Here is a 20,557-nt window from a genome sequence, read left to right on the forward strand (position 1 = left end):
CTCCATGGCTGAGAACGGTACGGGCGGCCCCGGGGGCGGGCGCGGCGCCCAACTCAAGCACACCGGCCTGCGCCCCGGCTGGACCACCGGCGCCTGCGCGACGGCCGCGACCACGGCCGCGTACACGGCCCTGCTCACCGGCGACTTCCCCGACCCGGTCACCATCACGCTGCCCAAGGGCCAGACGCCCGCCTTCGCCCTCGCCGTCGAGCACCTGTACCCCGGCCGGGAGGCCACCGCCGGAGTGGTCAAGGACGCCGGTGACGACCCGGACGTCACGCACGGCGCCCTGGTACGCGCCACGGTGCGCCCGCTCCCGCCCGGCTCCGGCGTCGTCTTCCGCGCGGGTCCGGGCGTCGGTACGGTGACCCGCCCCGGGCTGCCCCTGGACGTCGGGGAGCCCGCCATCAACCCGGTGCCCCGCCAGATGATCCGCGAGCACGTCGCGCGCGTGGCCGACCGGCACGGCGGCAGCGGCGACGTCGAGGTCACGGTCTCCGTCGACCACGGAGAGGAGATCGCCCGCTCCACCTGGAACCCGCGCCTGGGCATCCTGGGCGGACTGTCGATCCTCGGCACGACCGGCATCGTGGTGCCGTACTCCTGCTCGGCGTGGATCGACTCGATCCGGCGCGGGGTCGACGTCGCCCGCGCGGCCGGGCGCACCCACGTCGCGGGGTGCACCGGCTCGACGTCGGAACGGACGGTGGTGTCGCTGTACGGCCTGCCCGAGGACGCCCTGCTCGACATGGGGGACTTCGCGGGGGCGGTGCTCAAGTACGTCCGGCGCCACCCGGTGGACCGGCTCACGATCTGCGGCGGCTTCGCCAAGCTCTCCAAGCTCGCCGCCGGCCACCTGGACCTGCACTCGGCCCGCTCCCAGGTGGACAAGGGCTTCCTGGCCGACCTCGCCCGCACGGGCGGCGCGTCCGCGGACCTGGCCGCGGAGATCGCCGACGCCAACACGGGCCTGGCCGCGCTCCACCTCTGCGCGGCAGCAGGCGTCCCCCTGGGCGACCTGGTGGCGATCCGCGCCCGCGACGAGGCACTGTCGGTACTGCGGGGAGCGCCGGTGACGGTCGACGTGGTGTGCATCGACCGCGCGGGGACCGTGGTGGGCCGGAGCGAGCCTGCGCTGTGGTCGGGGCGGTCGGCGGATGACGGATGACGGCGGACGACTGACGACGGTCAGCGGACAGATGACGGCGGACAGATAGTGCCCGACAACTGACGGCCGACAGATGACAGCTGACACCCGACAGCTGACGGATGACCGGTGACAGATGGCAGCTGTCAGGCGACAGCCGACAGATGACCGATGACGGCTATTGAAAACTGTCAGCCGTCAGCCGTCAGCCGTCAGCCGTCAGCCGTCAGCCGTCAGCCGTCATCGGTCATCGGTCATCCGTCATCCGTCATCCGTCAGCAGCTGTGACGATCCCGCGCCGGGTCGTACAGGTGGCTGTCACGGAACCCCGAAGCACCCAGGGTCCGGCCCACGATGATGACCGCCGTCTTCGTGATGCCCGCCTCCTTCGTCTGGGCCGCGATGTCCTCCAGGGTCCCCCGCAGGACGACCTCCTCCGGGCGGCTGGCGTACGCGACGACGGCGGCGGGGCAGTCGGTGCCGTAGTGCGGGACCAGTTCGCCGACCACGCGGTCCACGTAGCGGGCGGCCAGGTGGAGGACGAGGAGGGCGCCGCTGCGGCCGAGCGTCGCCAGGTCCTCGCCCGGGGGCATCGGGGTGGCCTGCTGGGCGATGCGGGTCAGGATGACGGTCTGGCCCACGGTGGGCACGGTGAGCTCCCGCTTGAGGGCGGCCGCCGCCGCGGCGAACGCCGGGACGCCGGGCACGACTTCGTACGGGATGCCCTCGGCGTCCAGGCGCCGCATCTGTTCGGCGACCGCGCTGAAGACGGAGGGGTCGCCGGAGTGCAGCCGTGCCACGTCGTGGCCCTCGGCGTGCGCGCGGACGGTCTCGGCGACGATCCGGTCCAGGTCGAGGTCGGCGGTGTCGACGAGGCGGGCGCCGGGCGGGCACTCGGCGAGCAGTTCGCGCGGGACGAGCGACCCGGCGTACAGGCAGACGCCGCAGGAGGCGAGGGTGCGGGCGCCGCGCACGGTGATGAGGTCGGCGGCACCGGGTCCCGCCCCGATGAAGTACACGGTCATGAGGGGACTGCTCCTTGGTCGCGGCGTGCGGGGTTGCGGGGTGAGGGGTACGCGTACGGGCTCATGGGCGTACCGGCTTCGTCACCGACCACTGCGTCACCGCCATCGCCTGCCGCCACCCGGTGAAGCCGCCCACCGGCACCGCGTGGGCGACGGAGAGCTTGACCAGGTCGCCGCCGTGGCGGCGGTAGTGGTCGGCAAGGAGGGCCTCGGACTCCAGGGTGACCGTGTTGGCGACGAGCCGCCCGCCGCCGGGCAGGGCGTCCCAGCAGGTGTCGAGGAGGCCGGGGGCGGTGAGGCCGCCGCCGATGAACACCGCGTCGGGGACGGGGAGTTCACCGAGTCCGGCGGGTGCGGCGGCGGTGACGACGCGCAGGGCGGGGACGCCGAGGGCGGCGGCGTTGCGGCTGATGCGGCCGGCGCGTTCGGGGGAGCGCTCGACGGCGATGGCGCGGCAGGAGGGGTGGGTGCGCATCCACTCGACGCCGATGGAGCCGGAGCCGCCGCCGACGTCCCAGAGGAGTTCGCCGGGTGCGGGGGCGAGGGCGGCGAGGGTGGCGGCGCGGACGTGGCGCTTGGTGAGCTGGCCGTCGTGTTCGTACGCGGCGTCGGGGAGGCCGGGGACGGCGCCGAGGCGGAGGGCGGCGGGGTCGCGCACGCAGTCGAGGGCGATGAGGTTGAGGGGGGCGCCGGGGGTGTGGGGCCAGTGGGCGGCGGTGCCGTCGAGGGTGTTCTCGTGCTCGGAGCCGAGCTGTTCGAGGACGCGTACGCGGGTGGGGCCGTAGCCGCGTGCGCGCAGCAGGCGGGCGACGTCGGCGGGGGTGGTGGCGTCGGCGCTGAGGACGAGGACGCGGCGGCCGTGGTGGAGGGCGGCGGTGAGGGCGTCGAGGGGGCGGCCGACGAGGGAGACGGTGGTGGTGTCCTCCAGCGGCCAGCCGAGGCGGGCGCAGGCGTAGGCGAGGGAGGAGGGGTGGGGCAGGACGTGCAGGCGGTCGGTGCCGAGGGTTTCGGCGAGGGTGCGGCCGATGCCGTAGAACATCGGGTCGCCGCTGGCGAGGACGGCGATGCGGCGGCCGTCGTGGGCGGCCATGAGGCCGGGGACGGCGGGGCGCAGGGGCGAGGGCCAGGGCACGCGTTCGCCGCCGCACGCGGGGGGCAGCAGGTCGAGCTGGCGGGGGCCGCCGATGAGGACCTGGGCGTCGTGGAGGGCCTTCCTGGCGGGTGCGGCCAGGCCGTCCCAGCCGTCCGCGCCGATGCCGACGACGGTGACGGGCAGGGGGGTGCGGGGGAGGGCGCTCACGGCCCGGACTCTATCCGGCCCGTCGTGGGGGCCGGGGAATAGGTCCACGTCGGGAAGGGTTGTGCGGGGTGATTTAATGTTCAACCAAAGGGCGGCCCGCCGGGCCGGCCGAGCGAGCGAGAGGCAGTGAGAGGGCCATGCAGTTCGGGATCTTCACCGTCGGTGACGTCACCACCGACCCGACCACCGGACGGACGCTCAGCGAGCACGAGCGGATCAAGGCCATGCTCGCGATCGCGCTGAAGGCGGAGGAGGTGGGCCTGGACGTGTTCGCGACCGGCGAGCACCACAACCCGCCGTTCGTGCCGTCGTCGCCGACCACCATGCTCGGCTGGATCGCGGCCCGCACCGAGAAGCTGGTCCTGTCCACGTCCACCACGCTGATCACCACCAACGACCCGGTGAAGATCGCCGAGGACTACGCGATGCTCCAGCACCTCGCGGGCGGGCGCGTCGACCTGATGATGGGGCGCGGCAACACCGGCCCGGTCTACCCGTGGTTCGGCCAGGACATCCGCCAGGGCATCCCGCTCGCCATCGAGAACTACGCGCTGCTGCACCGGCTGTGGCGCGAGGACGTGGTCGACTGGGAGGGGAAGTTCCGTACGCCGCTGCAGGGCTTCACCTCGACGCCGCGCCCGCTGGACGGCGTGCCGCCGTTCGTCTGGCACGGCTCGATCCGCTCGCCGGAGATCGCCGAGCAGGCCGCGTACTACGGCGACGGCTTCTTCCACAACAACATCTTCTGGCCCGCCGAGCACACCCGCCGCATGGTGGACCTCTACCGCAGGCGGTACGCGCACTACGGCCACGGCACGCCGGAGCAGGCGATCGTCGGCCTGGGCGGCCAGGTGTTCATGCGGGCCAACTCGCAGGACGCGGTACGGGAGTTCAGGCCGTACTTCGACAACGCGCCGGTGTACGGGCACGGGCCGTCCCTGGAGGACTTCACCGAGCAGACCCCGCTCACCGTGGGCTCGCCGCAGCAGGTCATCGAACGCACCCTGTCCTTCCGGGACTACGCGGGCGACTACCAGCGCCAGCTGTTCCTGGTCGACCACGCGGGGCTGCCGCTGAAGACGGTCCTGGAGCAGCTGGACATCCTGGGCGAGGAGGTCGTGCCGGTGCTGCGCAAGGAGTTCGCGAGCCTGCGGGCGCCGGGCGTGCCGGACGCGCCGGTGCACCCGGCGGTGGCCGCGCACCACACGGGACAGGAGGCGGGCAAGTGAAGCTGGTGGTGGTGTCCGCGGGTCTGAGCACCCCGTCCTCGACGCGGCTGCTCGCGGACCGGCTGACCGAAGCGGTACGGGAGTCGGTGCCCGGGGGCGTGGAGGTACGGGTGGTGGAGCTGCGGGACCTCGCGGTCGACGTGGCGCACCACCTGGTCACCGGCTTCCCGCCGGCCGCGCTGCGGGAGGCGCTGGAGGCGGTGGTGGCGGCGGACGGGCTGATCGCGGTGACGCCGGTGTTCTCGGCGTCGTACAGCGGGCTGTTCAAGTCCTTCTTCGACCTGGTCGAGCCGGGCGCGCTGGCCGGCAAGCCGGTGCTGCTCGGCGCCACGGGCGGCACGGCCCGCCACTCCCTGGTCCTGGACCACGCGATGCGCCCGCTCTTCTCGTACCTGCGCGCGGTGGTGGCGCCGACGGCGGTGTACGCGGCGTCGGAGGACTGGGGCGGCGAGGAGGGCCTGGGCGCCCGGGTGGGGCGCGCGGGGGCGGAGTTGGCGGGGCTGATGGGGGAGGGGGCGGTGCGGGGGGCTTCGGAGCCGGAGATGCCTGAAGTGGTGCCGTTCGAGGAGCAGTTGGCGGCGTTGCGGGTGGGGTGAGGGGCCGGGCCCGTGGGGGCGGTGCCCATCCGTTGGGCGCGGCGCACGGGGTGCGGGCCCGGGCCCTCCCGGGCGGTGCCCATCCGATGGTCCTGGTGCACGGGGTGCGGGTCTTGGGGGTCCCCTCCCCGCCCCTTCCCGAAAGCCTCCGGCGGTGGGAGGGGGAAGGGTGTTCCGGGGGCTCCGCCCCCGGCCCCCGCGCGGGGCTGCGCCCCTGCGCCCACGTGCGCGGCGGCACCTGGCACTGCGGGTCCTTGCGGGGCTGGGCCCCTTGGCCCCGTGGCAGGGTTGCGTGTCGGGCAGCCCTGGGTAGGGCTGCGCACGTCTTCACGGGCCCGTTTCCCCGCAGACGCAGTCCTGGGAAAGCCCGCAGCACCATCCGGCCCCCGTGACCGGCCGGTGCGTGGGTCCGGCCGCCCCCTGTCCTGGGGCGCCGTCCCTGGAGCCTGGCGCACAGGCGCAGTCTCGGGACAGCCATCGGCCCGTACCGGCCCCCGGCCCGCACCCTCCGGGAGACGGCCCTCAGGACCGCCGCAGTCCCGGGAAAGCCCGCCCCACCAACTGCCTCCCCCTCCCGCCGCCGGAGGCTTTCGGGAAGGGGTGGGGAGGGGAGCCTCCCGGGCCCGTCACCCGGTGCGGCCGCACCAGATGTGAAGGCGGCCCCGGGGCGCCCCCAGGCCCGCCACCCGGTGCGGCCGCACCAGACGTGAAGGGGCCCCGGGGCGCCCCCGGGACCCGTCACCCCGGTCCGCCGCACCCCACGTGCAGGGCCCAGGCCCCCCGCCCCCTACCCCTCCGGGTACCTCCTCGGGGTCCACGTCACGCCGGACGACTCCCGGGTCTGGGACGAGCCCACGATCAGCAGCGTGCGCATGTCCACCTCCGACGGGTCCAGCGACGCCAGGTCCACCACCCGGACCGACTCCTGCGGGCCGCCCACGTCGCGGGCCAGCACCACCGGGGTGTCCGGGGCGCGCAGGGTCAGGAGGAGGGCGCGGGCCTTCTCGACCTGCCAGGTGCGGGACCGGGAGCCCGGGTTGTACAGGGCGATCACCAGGTCCGCCCCGGCCGCCGCCCGCAGCCGCTCCTCGATCACCTCCCACGGCTTGAGGCGGTCCGAGAGCGAGATCGTCGCGTAGTCGTGGCCCAGCGGGGCCCCCGCCTTCGCCGCCGCCGCGTTCGCCGCCGTCACCCCGGGCAGCACCCGCACCGGCACGTCCGCGTAGCGCTCCTCGGCGGCGACCTCCAGGACCGCCGTCGCCATGGCGAAGACCCCCGGGTCGCCGCCCGAGACCACCGCCACCCGGTGCCCCCGGCGCGCCAGGTCGAGGGCGAACTCGGCCCGTTCCGACTCCACCTTGTTGTCCGAGCCGTGCCGGCGCTGCCCGGGCCGTACGGGGACGCGGTCCAGGTAGGTCGTGTAGCCCACCAGGTCGTCCGCGTTGGCCAGCGCCCCGCGCGACTCCGGCGTGAGCCACGGCGCCCCGGCCGGGCCGGTGCCGACGACCGTCACGCCGCCCCGTTCCCGTACCGCCGCCGGCTCCTCGTCGATCCGGGAGGGCAGCACCGCGACGGAGAAGTACGGGACTGTGGCGGGGTCCACGTCGGCGAGGCGGCCGGTGCGTTCGCCCGGCATGAACGCCCGCTCCACGTACCGCGCGTCCTCCAGGCGCCCCGCCCGCTCCAGCGCCCCGCGCACCTTGGTGAACGTGCGCCCCAGCTTCATCACCACCGCCGAGTCCGCCGCCGCCAGGCGGGCCGCGAGCTCGTCCTCGGGGAGCGTGCCGGGGATGACCGTCAGCGTCTCCTCCGCCTCGCACAGCGGCTCGCCGAGCCGCGCCGCCGCCGCGCTCACCGAGGTCACGCCCGGGATCACGGTGGTGTCGTAGCGGTGCGCCAGGCGCTTGTGCATGTGCTGGTAGGAGCCGTAGAAGAGCGGGTCGCCCTCGGCGAGGACCGCGACCGTGCGGCCCGCGTCCAGGTGCGCCGCGAGGCGCGCCGCCGCCTCCTCGTAGAAGTCGTCCAGCGCCCCCCGGTAGCCGCCCGGGTGGTCCGTCGTCTCCACCGTGAGCGGGTACATCAGCCGCTCCTCGACCTGGTCCTCGCGGATGTGCTCCGCCGCGATCGAGCGGGCGATGGAGCGGCCGTGGCGCGCCGAGTGGTACGCGACGACGTCCGCCTCCGCGATCGCCCGCACCGCCGCCACCGTCATCAGCGACGGGTCGCCGGGGCCGAGCCCGACCCCGTACAGCTTCCCGGGAGCGCCCTTCGTGCCTGTCGCAGTGCCCGCCGCAGTGCCCGCCGCCGTGTCCGTCGCCGTGTCCGTCGTCGTGCTCATGCCTGGATCTCCGCCTCGGTCGCCATCGCGTTGATCGCCGCCGCCGTGATCGCGCTGCCGCCCCGCCGCCCGCGCACCACCAGGTGCTCCAGGCCCGAGGGGTGCGCCGCCAGCGCGTCCTTGGACTCGGCCGCCCCGATGAAGCCGACGGGTATGCCGAGCACCGCCGCCGGGCGCGGCGCGCCCTGCTCGATCATCTCCAGGAGCCGGAACAGCGAGGTGGGCGCGTTGCCGATCGCCACGACCGAGCCCTCCAGGCGGTCCCGCCACAGCTCCATGGCCGCCGCGCTGCGGGTCGTGCCCAGCTCCTGGGCCAGCGCGGGGACGCGGGGGTCCGACAGGGTGCACAGCACCTCGTTGTCGGCGGGCAGCCGCTTGCGCGTCACGCCGCTCGCCACCATCTGCGCGTCGCACAGGACCGGCGCCCCGCCGCGCAGCGCCTCGCGCGCCGCCGTCACCACGCCGGGCGAGTACGCGAGGTCGCGGACCAGGTCGACCATCCCGCACGCGTGGATCATGCGCACGGCGACCTGGGCGACGTCGGAGGGGAGCCCCGCGAGATCCGCTTCGGCGCGGATCGTGGCAAAGGACCGGCGGTATATCTCCGCCCCGTCCTTCTCGTAGTCGAACACTGTGCTCTCGCTCATCTCGTGGTTGTGCGCGACGCCGCCACGGCGTCGGCCAGTGAGGTCCGGGGGGAGGGGGAGGTACGGGGGACGGGGGCGCCGTCCACCTCGTAGGCGCCGTCCCCGGTGGCGACGACGTCCACCCAGGTCGTGCCGCGCGGGTGCCCGCAGCGCCGCGCGCACCCGGAGAAGTACACGGGCAGCGCCCCGGGCGGCGCCACCGCGTCGGCCCGCACGTCGGCGAGCGCCTTGCCGCACCCGGGCCGCCCGGTGCAGGCGCCGACCCCGATCCAGGGGTCCCGCGGGTCCGCCACGAGGCCCGTGGCGGCGGGGAGGTCCGCGGGGAGGCCGGACGCGCCGAGGACGACGACCCCGCGCCACGGGGTGAACCGCAGTTCGGTGCCGCCGGCCAGGGCCCGCAGGTGTACGGAGGACAGCCGGCCGAACTTCACGTGCAGGGACAGGGCTTCACCGATCCGCCCGACGGCCGGGACGACCGGAGGGCCCGCGGTCGGGTCACCCGCCTCCGGGTCACCCGCTCCCGCACCGGCCACCTCCGTAATCACCGCCACCCCCACCCCCGCCACGCACGCCCCGGCCCCGACCACCACCCCGTCCGGCAGCTCCGAGACCCGCCAGGCGCCCCGCGCCACCTCCAGGAACCCCCGGGCGCAGGCGAGCGCGGCCCGGGGGGCGTCGGCGGCGCGGACGCGTACGGCCGCGTCCCCCACCCGTACCGACGCCAGGCCCCCCGGCTCTGCGACCAACGTCACATCGCCGCCGAGCGCGCGGACGTCGCCGCGGCCGTCGTCCAGGGCGAACAGGAAGCGGCCCGAGAGCCGCGCCGCCCACGGCGTCGCGCAGAGCAGCGCGTCCAGTTCGCGGGCCCACAACTGCACGTCGCCGTGGCCGAGTCCGTCCAGTCCGGACAGGGGTGAGGCGACGATGTTGCGGACCCGCTCGTGGGTGTCGGAGGGCAGCAGCCCGGCGTCCCGCAGCAGGGCGGCCAGTTCGGCGCCGCAGGTGTCGGGCAGGCCGCGCAGTTCGAGGTTGCCGCGGGAGGTGATCGTGAGGTGGCCGTCGCCGAGCGCGTCGGCGGCGTCGGCCAGGACCAGTGCCTGACGGGGCGTCAGGACACCTGCGGGCAGGCGGAGTCGGGCGAGACGCCCGTCGTCGGCGGCGTGCAGGCGCAGCGCTCCGGGGCAGGCGTCACCGCGGTCCCGTATGACAGGTTCGTCCCGGTTCGGGGAGTGGGGCGGCATGGCGGCGAGCATACCCACGTCCCCGCAGGTGGCCCCCTGTCCGGCGGAGGCAGGATCTACTATGCAGAACGGCACAGGGTCCGCCAGGGCCCAGGGAGGAAGCCCGGTGGGAATCCGGCGCGGTCCCGCCACTGTGAGCCGGGCCCCGCGCGGGGCCGGTGAGTCAGGAACTCCCGCCGTCCACACGACCACCCGGGGCGCGGACAACCCCGAGGAAGGCCTGCGCACGCATGCGAATCCTGCTGCTGTCGACCTCCGACACCGACCTGCTGAGCGCCCGCGCGGCCACCACGCGCACCCTCGCCGAGGGGGCGCCCGTCGAGTACCGGTACGCCAACCCCTCCCGCCTCCCGCACGACGACCTGCCCGCGCTGCTCGACGGCGCCGACCTGGTCGTCGTACGCCTCCTCGGCGGTGTCCGCGCCTGGGAGGAGGGCATCGACGCGGTGCGCGCCTCGGGCCTGCCGATGGTGGTGCTGACCGGCGAACAGGCCCCGGACGCCCAGCTGATGGCCGCCTCCACGGTGCCCGTCGGCGTGGCCACCGAGGCGCACGCCTACCTGGCCCACGGCGGCCCGGCCAACCTGGAGCAGCTGGCCCGCTTCCTGTCCGACACCGTCCTGCTGACCGGGCACGGCTTCGAGCCGCCGGCCCCCGCGCCGACCTGGGGCGTGCTGGAGCGCGCGTCCAGGAACGACGGCGGCCCGCTGGTGGCGGTGCTCTACTACCGCGCCCACCACATGAGCGGCAACACCTCCTTCGTCGACGCGCTCTGCGGCGCCCTGGAGGACCAGGGCGCCCGCGCCCTGCCGCTGTACGTGGCGTCGCTGCGGGCCCCCGAGCCGGAGCTGCTCGCGCGCCTCGAAGGCGTGGACGCGGTCGTGACGACCGTGCTCGCGGCCGGCGGCACCAAGCCCGCCGAGGCCCAGGCCGGCGGCGACGAGGAGTCCTGGGACGCGGGGGCGCTGGCCGCGCTGGACGTGCCGGTGCTCCAGGCGCTCTGCCTGACCGGGTCGCGCAGCGCCTGGGAGGAGAACGACGAGGGCCTGTCCCCGCTGGACTCGGCGACCCAGGTGGCGGTGCCGGAGTTCGACGGGCGCCTGATCACCGTGCCGTTCTCGTTCAAGGAGATCGACGAGGACGGCCTGCCGTCGTACGTCGCCGACGCCGAGCGGGCCGCCCGGGTGGCCGGGATCGCGGTCCGCCACGCGCGCCTGCGGCACGTGCCCAACGCCGACAAGCGCCTGGCGCTGGTCCTCTCCGCCTACCCGACCAAGCACTCCCGCATCGGCAACGCCGTCGGCCTGGACACCCCCGCCTCCGCCGTGGCGCTGCTGCGCCGGCTGCACGCCGAGGGGTACGACTTCGGGCCCGGCGGCCTCGCCGAGGTGCCCGGCCTGGTCTCCGGCGACGGCGACGAGCTGATCTACGCCCTGATCGAGGCGGGCGGCCACGACCAGGAGTGGCTGACCGAGGAGCAGCTGGCGAAGAACCCGGTGCGCATCCCGGCCGCCGACTACCGCCGCTGGTACGCGACGCTGCCCGCCGAGCTGCGCGAGCGGGTCGAGGAGCACTGGGGCCCGGCGCCCGGCGAGATGTTCCTGGACCGCTCGCGCAACCCCGAGGGCGACATCGTGCTGGCCGCCCTGCGGCGCGGGAACCTGCTGATCCTGATCCAGCCGCCGCGCGGCTTCGGCGAGAACCCGATCGCGATCTACCACGACCCGGACCTGCCGCCCTCGCACCACTACCTGGCCGCCTACCGCTGGATAGCGGCCCGCGCGGACGACGGCGGCTTCGGCGCCGACGCGATGGTGCACCTGGGCAAGCACGGCAACCTGGAGTGGCTGCCCGGCAAGAACGCGGGCCTGTCCGCCGCCTGCGGGCCGGACGCGGCGCTCGGCGACCTGCCGCTGGTCTACCCGTTCCTGGTCAACGACCCGGGCGAGGGCACCCAGGCCAAGCGGCGGGTGCACGCCACGCTGGTGGACCACCTGGTGCCGCCGATGGCGCGCGCCGACTCCTACGGCGACATCGCGCGCCTGGAGCAACTCCTGGACGAGTACGCGCAGATCAGCTCGATGGACCCGGCGAAGCTGCCCGCGATCCGGGCGCAGATCTGGACGCTGATCCAGGCCGCGAAGCTCGACCACGACCTGGGGCTGGCGGACCGCCCGGACGACGACGGCTTCGACGACTTCCTGCTGCACGTCGACGGCTGGCTGTGCGAGGTCAAGGACGCCCAGATCCGGGACGGCCTGCACGTCCTGGGCGGCGCCCCGACCGGCCCCGAGCGCGTCAACCTGGTCCTGTCCATCCTGCGGGCCCGCCAGGTGTGGGGCGGTACGCAGGCGCTGCCGGGCCTGCGCGAGGCGCTGGGCCTGGACGAGTCGGCGGCGACCCGCGTCACGGCCGACGAGGCCGAGGCGAAGGCCCGCGAGCTGGTCGAGGCGATGGAGGCCGCCGACTGGCGGGTCGAGGCGGTGCCGGCGGAGCACGGGCCCGAGGTGGCGGCGGTGCTGCGGTTCGCCTGCGAGCAGGTCGTGCCGCGCCTGTCCCGTACCACCGACGAACTGACCCACGCCGTCCACGCGTTGAACGGCGGCTTCGTCCCGGCCGGGCCCTCGGGCTCGCCGCTGCGCGGCCTGGTCAACGTGCTGCCGACCGGCCGCAACTTCTACTCCGTCGACCCCAAGGCGGTGCCCTCGCGGCTGGCCTGGGAGACCGGGCAGGCGCTCGCCGACTCGCTCCTGGAGCGCTACCGCACGGACAACGGCGAGTGGCCCTCCTCGGTCGGCCTGTCGCTGTGGGGCACCAGCGCGATGCGCACGGCGGGCGACGACGTCGCCGAGGCGCTGGCGCTGCTCGGCGTGCGCCCGGTGTGGGACGACGCCTCGCGCCGCGTGAACGGCCTGGAGGCGATCGGCCACGAGGAGCTGGGCCGCCCCCGGATCGACGTCACCCTGCGCATCTCCGGCTTCTTCCGGGACGCCTTCCCGCACGTCATCGGGCTGCTCGACGACGCGGTGCGGCTGGTGGCGGGCCTGGAGGAGCCGGACGAGCACAACTTCGTACGGGCGCACGCCCGGGCGGACCTGGCCGAGCACGGCGACGAGCGCCGGGCCACCACCCGGATCTTCGGCTCGCGCCCGGGCACGTACGGCGCGGGCCTGCTCCAGCTGATCGACTCGCGGGACTGGCGCACCGACGCGGACCTGGCCGAGGTGTACACGGTCTGGGGCGGTTACGCGTACGGGCGCGGGCTCGACGGCCGTTCGGCCCGCCAGGAGATGGAGTCGGCGTACAAGCGCATCGCGGTCGCCGCGAAGAACACCGACACCCGCGAGCACGACATCGCGGACTCCGACGACTACTTCCAGTACCACGGTGGCATGGTGGCGACCGTGCGCGCGCTGCGCGGCACGGCCCCCGAGGCGTACATCGGCGACTCCACCCGCCCCGAGACGGTGAAGACGCGCACCCTGGTGGAGGAGACCTCGCGGGTCTTCCGGGCCCGGGTGGTCAACCCCAAGTGGGTGGAGGCGATGCGCCGCCACGGCTACAAGGGCGCCTTCGAGCTGGCCGCGACCGTGGACTACCTCTTCGGGTACGACGCGACGACCGGGGTCCTGGCGGACTGGATGTACGACAAGCTCACGCAGACGTACGTCCTCGACCCGGAGAACCAGGCCTTCCTGAAGAAGGCCAACCCCTGGGCCCTGCACGGGATCGCGGAGCGCCTCCTGGAGGCGGAGTCGCGCGGCATGTGGGAGAAGCCGGACGCGAAGACGCTGGAGGAGCTGAAGCGGGTGTACCTGGAGACCGAGGGCGACCTGGAGGGCGACCAGTAGGCCGGGAGCGGACCGCCGCCCGGCCCGGGCCCGCCTGTACGGGCGGGCCCGTGTTGTCGGCCGCCGTACCGACGTCTTCCCGCCGGACTGCTGTCGAGCGGGCCGCCAGCAAATAGGCTGAACGGGACCGGACTGTCAGGCGAAGGGTGGTTCGGCATGGACGACGGTGAGATGAAGATCCTCGTCGTGGACGACCAGGAGGACAACCTGTTCGCCCTGGAGAGCACCCTGCGCCCGATAGGCAGGCCCGTGGCGCGGGCCCGCAGCGGCGCGGAGGCGCTCAAGACCGTGATGAGGGGCGGCATCGCCGTCATCCTGCTGGACGTGCTGATGCCCCAGATGGACGGCCTCGAGGTCCTCTCCTACCTCAAGCGCCTGGAACAGACGAAGGACGTGCCGGTCATCCTGGTGACCGGGCTCGGCCGGGACGACGGCATGGCGCGCCGCGCCTTCGGCCTCGGGGTCGCGGACATCCTGGTGAAGCCGGTGGACCCGTGGACGTTACGGGCCAGGGTGCGCACGCTGGCGGACCTGTACGCGGAGAACGTGGCCCTGCGCCGCCAGTTGGACACCCTGCGCGAGCACCCCAGCGACCCGGGGCGGGTGCCGGAGCAGCGGGAGGAACGGGCGGACCGGACCGGCCCCCAGGAGCGGGTCTGAGCCGGTCCGGAAGGCGGCGCGCCGGAGTCCTTACCACCAAGTGCCAGGGGACTGTGCCGAATTGACACAGTCCGTGCGCGAACCCTGGCGCACACCCGTGTGAAGAGTAGGCTCCCAGCCATTCGAGAGCGGGGGCTCAGACATGAAACCTCTGACACTGGTTCTTTTCGTCGCCCTGGTCGCGTTCGGCTTCTCGCAGCCGGTCCTGTGGGTGGCGGCGGGAGTCCTGGCGTTCATCGGGCTGCGCGACGGCACGGGCGGTTCGGAGTACCGCGAGTACCGTGACCGCCGCGACCGCCAGGAGCGGTTCAACCGGCGCTACCTGCGCGAACGGCCGGGCGCCGCCCGCCGTGGCGGGGGCGGCGGCGGTGGTGGTGGCGGTGGCACCGGCGGTGGTGGCGGCGGTCGCTTCTAGCGGGCGCCGCACGAAGGCCGTACGAGAGCGCCGCACGACGTCCGTACGAAGTCCGTACGGAGGCGATGCGAAAACCACGCGGAAAAACGGAACAGGGGTGCGGCCACGGCCGCACCCCGCAACCGGCGAGGCCCGTCACCGCCGGGTCCCGGCATCACGCTCCGCTACCCCCGCGCCTGGCCTGGCGCGGTGGCCGGGAACGCGCGGGACGTCCGGTACGGCGCGCTTCGTCTAGGAAGGCGTACGGAACGCGGCCGGGCCGCTCCACGTCCCGTGCGCCGCGCCGTCGCGGACGCGGACCCGGAAGGTGTACGCCGTCCGCTCCCGCAGCACGCCCGCCGGTACGCCGACTTCCCGGCGCCCGCCCGCGTCCGCCGGGGCGCGGCTGGTCAGGGTGCGGATGAGCCGGTCGCCCCGGTGGATCTGCCAGGTCAGCGCGTACGCATGACCGTGCGGGCCCACGGGCGGGCGCGCGGACAGGAGCGGGCCGGGCCCGGCGGACAGTGCGGTGGGCGCGGCCGGGGCGCCGGGGGTCAGGGAGCTGCCCAGGAGGCTGGGCACCAGGGCGCAGACGAGGGCGGTGGGCAGGACGGTGCGGACGTGCGGCTGCATGCCGCTGATCGTGGTGCCGGGCGGGCGTGCCGCGGCGACCCGGGTCAACGGGACACGGGACAACACCGGAACGAGTGACTCCGCGTACTCCCTACGACGCGCGCGGCCCCGCCCCGCTCCCTAGTACGGCGTCTTGCGGCTCTCGACGAAGGCGTGCAGGCGCTGGGTGTCGGCGGCGGTCCAGCCGACCGGGGGGACCACGGCGGCCCAGCCGTCGACGGCGCCCGCGCCGTAGCGGTGGCCGTGCGGGGCCTGCACCCCGTAGCTGACGGCCATGTCGACGGTGGTCTGCCAGAACGACACGAACGGGAACCACCTGATCTCCGGCGTGATGTCCGGGCCCAGCGGGTCGCGCAGCCACTCGGGCCGGTCGAGCAGCAGGTCGGTGGACCACCAGACGATCGGGTCGGAGGCGTTCTGCAGGTACACCGCGCGCGGCGAGCCCCAGGGGCCGGGCGGCCGGGCCAGGTCCCGCCGGGGGAACTGGGCCCAGCGCACGTGCGCCCCGTCCTCGTACTGCGGCCGCCACACCGGACTGCCCGCGTCCCGGCGCTCGCGCAGCTCGGTGGAGATCGGCGAGAAGTTCGGGGTGCCGGACAGCAGCGCGCCGTCGGTGCCGGCGAGCAGGTCGTCGAGGTCGTCGAAGGACGACTCGACGGCGTACGCGCCCAGGCTCTCGCCGGTCACGACGAGCTTGGGCCGCGAGGCGGCGGGCCGGGCCCTGACCTCGTCCCGGACGGCCTTGATCAGCTCGCGGGTCGCCTTGCCCGCCTTCTCCTTGTCGACCAGGAAGGAGACCCAGGAGGGCAGGTAGGAGTACTGGACGGCGACGATCGCGGTGTCGCCGCCGTGCAGGTACTCCAGGGACTCGGCGACGTTCGGGTCGACCCAGCCGCTGCCGGTGGTCCCGGCGACGGCGAGGACGGCGCGGTCGAAGGCGCCGGTGCGCCGCAGCTCGCGCACCGCGAGCCGGGCCTGGGCGCGGAAGGGCTCCTCCTCGTCGGCCTCGGCGGCGAAGGCGCGGGGCAGCTCGGAGCTGACGTAGACGCGCACGGGGTCGAGGGCGGGCTTGCCGGTGACGCGCGCGATCTGCTCCTCGCCGAGCACCGTCCCGGTGAAGTTGCGCCCCTGGAAGCCCAGGTCCTGCCAGCGGATCAGGGAGCCGGGGCCGCCGGAGACGAGGGCGGAGGCGGGCGGGGTGATGCCGTCCTTGGTGCCGCCGTTGGTGGCCTCGGAGATGCGGTCGGCGATGTCGATGACGCCCCGGTCGAAGACGACGTCCCGGACGCCCACGGTGACCACGGCGGCGGTGACGAGCAGCCCGACCGCGATGGCGACCGGCCGGGGGAGCAGCCGGTCCAGGACCCGGATCAGCCGCCGGGCCCCGAGCCGCACGAGCCGGGCGAACACCACGAGCAGGGCGCACAGCACCACGGCCAGCAGGGCGATCATCGGGGTGTGCCAGGTGAGCGAGGGCGCCAGGCCCTGCAACTGGCGCAGCCTGCGCTGGGCGTGGGCGCTGTCGGAGACGAACCAGACGGTGAGCAGGGGCGCGGCCACCCAGAAGACCTGCCAGGCCCTGGTCCGTACGCGGTGCGAGAGGCGGGGGACCCGGGGCACCAGGGCGACGGCCCGCGCGAGGGCGAGCAGCAGGGTGCCCAGGAGGTAGCCGATGGCGCCGGTGATGCCGCCGACGACGCCCTGGAGCAGCCAGGGCCGGGGCACGAGCGAGGGGGTGAGCGAGGCCCAGAAGAAGAACACGGCGACGGCGACGGGGGTGAGGGCGGGCCAGCGCCGCACGAAGCGGGAGGGGTCGGAGCGGTGCAGGTAGGGGTGACGGGCGAAGGCACGCACCCCGGCGACGAAGGGCGTCCGCCCCAACGCCCGCACCCTCACGCGCGCCCCGCGCCCCGCACTCGTCTCACCCATGATCACCACGCTAATGGAGCGGGAGACGGGGCGCAGACGCGCACGTGGCGGGACGGAACCCGCGAGGCGCCCCCCCCTACGTCCGCGTCAGCACCACCTCGACCGCCTTCACGCTCGTCCAGACCTCCACCCCGTCCGCGAGCCCCAGCTCCGCTCCCGCCTGTGGGGTCACCTCCGCGATCAGGTCCGGGGCCTGCGGCGACGTGACCAGGACCCGTAGGCGGCTGCCCACCGTGGTCAGTTCGCGGACCGTGCCCGGCCAGACGTTGCGCGGGCTGCCCGACGGGCGGTCGCGGTGCAGTGACACCGCCTCCGGGGGGATGACGGCGAGCGCGGGTTCTCCCGGGGGCAGGGGTTCCGCCGCCACCAGGGTCGCGCCGTCCGGGAGGGACAGGCCCTCCGGGGTGGTCGTGCCCTGCCAGGCGTTGCGGCCCAGCATCCGGGCCACCCACGGCGACCTGGGGTGGCGGGTCACCTCGGCCGGCGGGGCGTCCTGGAGCGTGCGGCCGTCCTCCAGGAGCAGGACCCGGTCGGCCAGCGACACCGCCTCCACCGGGTCGTGCGTCACGATCAGGCAGACCCCGCCGAAGCCCGCCAGGTGGGTGCGCAGGGTGTGCCGCACGTGCGCGCGCGTCGTCTGGTCCAGGGCCGCCAGCGGCTCGTCCAGGAGCAGCAGCCGGGGGCGCGAGGCCAGGGCGCGGGCCAGGGCGACGCGCTGGGCCTGGCCGCCGGAGAGCTGGGCGGGCCTGCGGTGCGCCAGGTGGCCGACGCCGAGCCGGTCCAGCCAGGCCCGGGCCTCCCGCCGGGCCTCGGCGCGCGGCACGCCCCGGGTGCGCAGCCCGTACGCCGTGTTCGCCAGCGCGTTCAGGTGCGGGAACAGCGCCCCGTCCTGCGGCACCCACGCGACCCCGCGCCGGTGCGGTGCCAGCGCGCCCACCTCCTCGTCGCCCAGGCGCAGTTCGGCGTACGAACGGTCGGTGAGGCCGAGCAGGGCCCGCAGCAGCGTCGTCTTCCCGGCGCCGTTCGGGCCGACCACCGCGATGGTGGTGCCGGGTTCCGCCGACAGGGTCAGGGTGTTGAAGCCGGTCAACTCCGCGTGCAGCGACCAGCGTTCACCGGAGGCGTACGAGGGCGGGGCCACGGTTCCGGGGACCGGTGCCGGCTCCTCGTCCCGCACCTCCTTCGCCGCCCCCCGCACCGCCCCGGTGAACCGGCCGCGCAGCGACACCAGCACCGCCATCGCGATCACGAGCAGCAGCAGCGACACCGAGGTCGCCGCCTCCGGGTCGTCCTGGAGCAGCAGGTACACCTGGAGCGGGAGGGTCTGGGTGGTGCCGGGCAGGTTCCCGGCGAAGGTGATCGTGGCGCCGAACTCGCCCAGCGCCCGCGCCCAGGTGAGCGCCGCGCCCGCGACCAGGCCGGGGGCGACCATGGGGAGGGTGACCGTGCGGAAGACCTTCAGGGGGGACGCGCCGAGCGACGCCGCGGTCTCCTCGTAGCGCGGGCTCAGCCCGGCCAGCGTGCCCTCCAGGCTGATCACCAGGAACGGCATCGCGACGAAGGTCGCGGCGACGACCGCGCCGGAGGTCTGGAACGGCAGGGTGAGCCCGAACCAGGACTCCAGCCACGGCCCGAGCACCCCGCGCCGCCCGAACGCGAGCAGCAGCGCCACCCCGCCCACGGTCGGCGGCAGCACCATCGGCAGCAGCACCAGGGACCGTACGACCGCCTTGCCGGGGAAGTCGACCCGGGCGAGCAGCCAGGCCAGCGGCACCCCGAGCAGCAGGGACAGGCCCAGCGACCACAGCGAGACGACGAGGGAGAGCTTCAGGGCCTGGACGGACTCCTCGGAGGTGAGGTGGGCGCCCAGTTCGCCCCACGAGGTGCGGCTGAGGATGCCGACCAGCGGCAGCAGCAGGAACGCCACGGCCACCAGCGCGGGCACCGCGAGCGCCAGCGGCGCCCGCCGCGCGCTCGTCGCGGAGGCGCGCCGGGCCCGGCGGACGGACCGGGTCCGGCGCGCGGCCGCGGAGCGGGGCGCGGCGGCGTCGTCCGGCGCCGGCCGCGCGCCCTGCGGTTCCTGCGGGTCCTTACGGACCGGGGCCTTGGGTGCTGTCATCGGGCCCGCCCTACGGCTGCTGGAACCCCGCGTCCGCGAGGATCTTCTGGGCCTCCGACGTGGACAGCCACTTCACGAACTCCTCGGCCGCGGCGGCGTCCTTGGAGGACTTCAGCGAGGCCGCCGGGTACTCGGCGATCGCGTTCTGCGCGTCCGGGATGTCCACGGTGACGACCTTGTCGCCGGACTTCAGGGTGTCGGTCTTGTAGACGATGCCCGCGTCGGCCTCGCCGAGCTCCACCTTGGAGAGCACGGCGCGCACGTTGGGCTCCTGGGAGACCGGCTTGACCGTGATCTTCTGGGCGTCCAGCACCTTCTTGCTGTACCGGCCCACCGGCACCTCGGGCGCCGCCAGGACGACCTTCAGCTTGGTGTCGGCCAGGTCCTTCAGCGCGCCGACCTTGTGCGGGTTGCCCTTGGCGGCGGCGATGACCAGGCGGTTCTTGGCGATGACGGTCGGCGTGCCCGTCTCGCCCTTGAGGCCGTCCATGGTCTTGGTGTCGGCGGTGACCAGCGCGTCGGCCGGCGCACCCTGCTTGACCTGGGCGGCGAGCTCCTGGGACCCGGCGAAGGAGAACTTCACCGTGGTGCCCGGGTGCGCCTTCTCGTACGCGGCGCCGGCCGTCTTGAAGACGTCGGTGAGCGAGGCCGCGGCCAGCACGGTCAGCGTCTTCGACTGGGCGGCCGGGGACTGCGTGGAGTCCGCCTTCTTGGTGTCGTCCTTGCCGCCGCCGCAGGCGGCGAGCGGGACGAGCAGGGCGGCGGTGAGCACCGCGGCGGCGGTGCGGCGCGGCGTGAGGGCGAGGGTGGAGAGGGACATGTCGGGAGTGACCTCGTATCAGCTGCGGTCGATGTGGACGTTGGTGGACTTCACGCGGGCGGTCGCCCGCATGCCCACTTCGAGGCCGAGCTCCTCGACCGCCTCGCGCGTCAGCAGCGAGACGAGCCGGTGCGGCCCTGCCTGGATCTCCACCTGGGCCGCGACGTCGCCGAGCTTGACGGCGGTCACGATCCCCGGGAAGGCGTTGCGCGCGGAGGTGTACGAGGCGTCCTCGTCACCGCCCCCGCCCTGGCCGACCTCGATGGAGAAGGCGGCCAAGTCCTTGCCGTCGATGAGCCGCCGGCCGCTCTCGTCGCGATGGGTCGCGACGCGCCCGGCGTCGGCCCAGCGCCGCGCGGTGTCGGGGCTGACGCCCAGGAGCCGGGCCGCCTGCCCGATCGTGTAGGACTGCATGTGCGTCAAGGTAGGCCGGGGCAGCTCTCATTTGCAACCAATTGGGTCGGGATATCCAAGCAGATGAGAGACGGGTCGGAGGAATCTACCAAGGTGGGTGGAGGGGCCGCGGCTGGGGGTGGGGCCCATGCGGAGGCCCCCACCTCCCGGCGGCGAAGGGGGTGCCGGGGGAGGAGGGGGCCGGGGTGCGCGTACGTGCCGGGGCCGGGGCCCG

The 20,557-nt window shown here is 74.7% G+C and carries 16 protein-coding genes and 1 riboswitch; of the genes, 6 read left to right on the top strand and 10 right to left on the bottom strand.

What is annotated here, in order from left to right; translation table 11 throughout:
* Positions 1-4 precede the first annotated feature (4 nt).
* Complete coding sequence (locus ABT160_RS19770) at positions 5-1,168, top strand: cobalt-precorrin-5B (C(1))-methyltransferase (protein ID WP_351648956.1); 1,164 nt, start codon at positions 5-7, stop codon at positions 1,166-1,168.
* Between the two features lie 254 nt (positions 1,169-1,422).
* Here ABT160_RS19770 and cobM read toward each other — a convergent pair whose 3' ends face one another.
* Positions 1,423-2,172 carry a precorrin-4 C(11)-methyltransferase gene (cobM, locus tag ABT160_RS19775; RefSeq protein ID WP_351648957.1) on the bottom strand — a complete coding sequence of 250 codons (750 nt, stop codon included), beginning with the start codon at positions 2,170-2,172 and terminating at the stop codon, positions 1,423-1,425.
* 61 nt (positions 2,173-2,233) lie between these two features.
* Positions 2,234-3,472 (bottom strand): precorrin-6y C5,15-methyltransferase (decarboxylating) subunit CbiE, encoded by a 1,239-nt coding sequence (gene cbiE, locus ABT160_RS19780; protein WP_351648958.1) that lies wholly within the window; start codon positions 3,470-3,472, stop codon positions 2,234-2,236.
* 137 nt (positions 3,473-3,609) lie between these two features.
* Here cbiE and ABT160_RS19785 point away from each other — a divergent pair, with 137 nt between their 5' ends.
* Together ABT160_RS19785 and ABT160_RS19790 are read left to right on the top strand one after the other, a co-directional pair.
* Positions 3,610-4,701: an LLM class flavin-dependent oxidoreductase gene (locus ABT160_RS19785; protein WP_351648959.1), complete on the top strand. Its 1,092-nt coding sequence runs from the start codon at positions 3,610-3,612 to the stop codon at positions 4,699-4,701.
* Complete coding sequence (locus ABT160_RS19790) at positions 4,698-5,297, top strand: FMN reductase (protein WP_351648961.1); 600 nt, start codon at positions 4,698-4,700, stop codon at positions 5,295-5,297. The genes ABT160_RS19785 and ABT160_RS19790 overlap by 4 nt, the downstream gene beginning before the upstream one ends.
* A 787-nt stretch (positions 5,298-6,084) precedes the next feature.
* On the opposite strand, the gene cobJ is transcribed toward ABT160_RS19790, so the two are convergent.
* Genes cobJ through ABT160_RS19805 form a run of 3 tightly spaced genes read right to left on the bottom strand, consistent with a single transcriptional unit; the run spans position 6,085 to position 9,523 of the window.
* Complete coding sequence (gene cobJ, locus ABT160_RS19795) at positions 6,085-7,635, bottom strand: precorrin-3B C(17)-methyltransferase (protein WP_351648962.1); 1,551 nt, start codon at positions 7,633-7,635, stop codon at positions 6,085-6,087.
* Positions 7,632-8,282, bottom strand: a complete 651-nt coding sequence (locus ABT160_RS19800) for a precorrin-8X methylmutase (protein ID WP_351648963.1) — start codon at positions 8,280-8,282, stop codon at positions 7,632-7,634. Before ABT160_RS19800 ends, cobJ begins: the two co-directional genes overlap by 4 nt.
* Positions 8,279-9,523, bottom strand: a complete 1,245-nt coding sequence (locus ABT160_RS19805) for a ferredoxin-like domain-containing protein (protein WP_502984266.1) — start codon at positions 9,521-9,523, stop codon at positions 8,279-8,281. The genes ABT160_RS19800 and ABT160_RS19805 overlap by 4 nt, the downstream gene beginning before the upstream one ends.
* A gap of 95 nt (positions 9,524-9,618) precedes the next feature.
* Positions 9,619-9,696, top strand: a riboswitch (cobalamin riboswitch).
* A gap of 57 nt (positions 9,697-9,753) precedes the next feature.
* Here ABT160_RS19805 and cobN point away from each other — a divergent pair.
* The 3 genes from cobN to ABT160_RS19820 all read left to right on the top strand — a co-directional run bounded on the left by cobN (position 9,754) and on the right by ABT160_RS19820 (position 14,449).
* Positions 9,754-13,374, top strand: coding sequence for a cobaltochelatase subunit CobN (cobN, locus tag ABT160_RS19810; RefSeq protein WP_351648965.1), 3,621 nt, complete (start codon positions 9,754-9,756; stop codon positions 13,372-13,374).
* Between the two features lie 156 nt (positions 13,375-13,530).
* The gene (locus ABT160_RS19815; RefSeq protein ID WP_351648966.1) at positions 13,531-14,034 is read left to right on the top strand and encodes a response regulator; all 504 of its coding nucleotides are present in this window, start codon (positions 13,531-13,533) and stop codon (positions 14,032-14,034) included.
* 142 nt (positions 14,035-14,176) lie between these two features.
* Positions 14,177-14,449 (top strand): hypothetical protein, encoded by a 273-nt coding sequence (locus ABT160_RS19820; RefSeq protein ID WP_351648967.1) that lies wholly within the window; start codon positions 14,177-14,179, stop codon positions 14,447-14,449.
* A 231-nt stretch (positions 14,450-14,680) separates the two neighbouring features.
* Here the strand turns inward: ABT160_RS19820 and ABT160_RS19825 are convergent, their stop codons facing one another.
* The 5 genes from ABT160_RS19825 to ABT160_RS19845 all read right to left on the bottom strand — a co-directional run bounded on the left by ABT160_RS19825 (position 14,681) and on the right by ABT160_RS19845 (position 20,343).
* Entirely contained in the window at positions 14,681-15,061 is a 381-nt protein-coding gene (locus ABT160_RS19825) for a hypothetical protein (protein WP_351648969.1), read from the bottom strand.
* Positions 15,062-15,181: 120 nt separating this feature from the next.
* Entirely contained in the window at positions 15,182-16,990 is a 1,809-nt protein-coding gene (locus ABT160_RS19830; RefSeq protein ID WP_351648970.1) for an alpha/beta hydrolase, read from the bottom strand.
* A gap of 76 nt (positions 16,991-17,066) precedes the next feature.
* Positions 17,067-19,109, bottom strand: coding sequence for an ABC transporter permease (locus ABT160_RS19835; protein ID WP_351648971.1), 2,043 nt, complete (start codon positions 19,107-19,109; stop codon positions 17,067-17,069).
* Positions 19,110-19,119: 10 nt separating this feature from the next.
* Positions 19,120-19,929, bottom strand: a complete 810-nt coding sequence (modA, locus tag ABT160_RS19840) for a molybdate ABC transporter substrate-binding protein (RefSeq protein WP_351648972.1) — start codon at positions 19,927-19,929, stop codon at positions 19,120-19,122.
* An 18-nt stretch (positions 19,930-19,947) separates the two neighbouring features.
* Positions 19,948-20,343, bottom strand: a complete 396-nt coding sequence (locus ABT160_RS19845) for a TOBE domain-containing protein (protein WP_351648973.1) — start codon at positions 20,341-20,343, stop codon at positions 19,948-19,950.
* Between the last annotated feature and the right edge of the window lie 214 nt (positions 20,344-20,557).

This window comes from Streptomyces sp. NPDC001941, assembly GCF_040296945.1.
GTDB lineage: Bacteria > Actinomycetota > Actinomycetes > Streptomycetales > Streptomycetaceae > Streptomyces.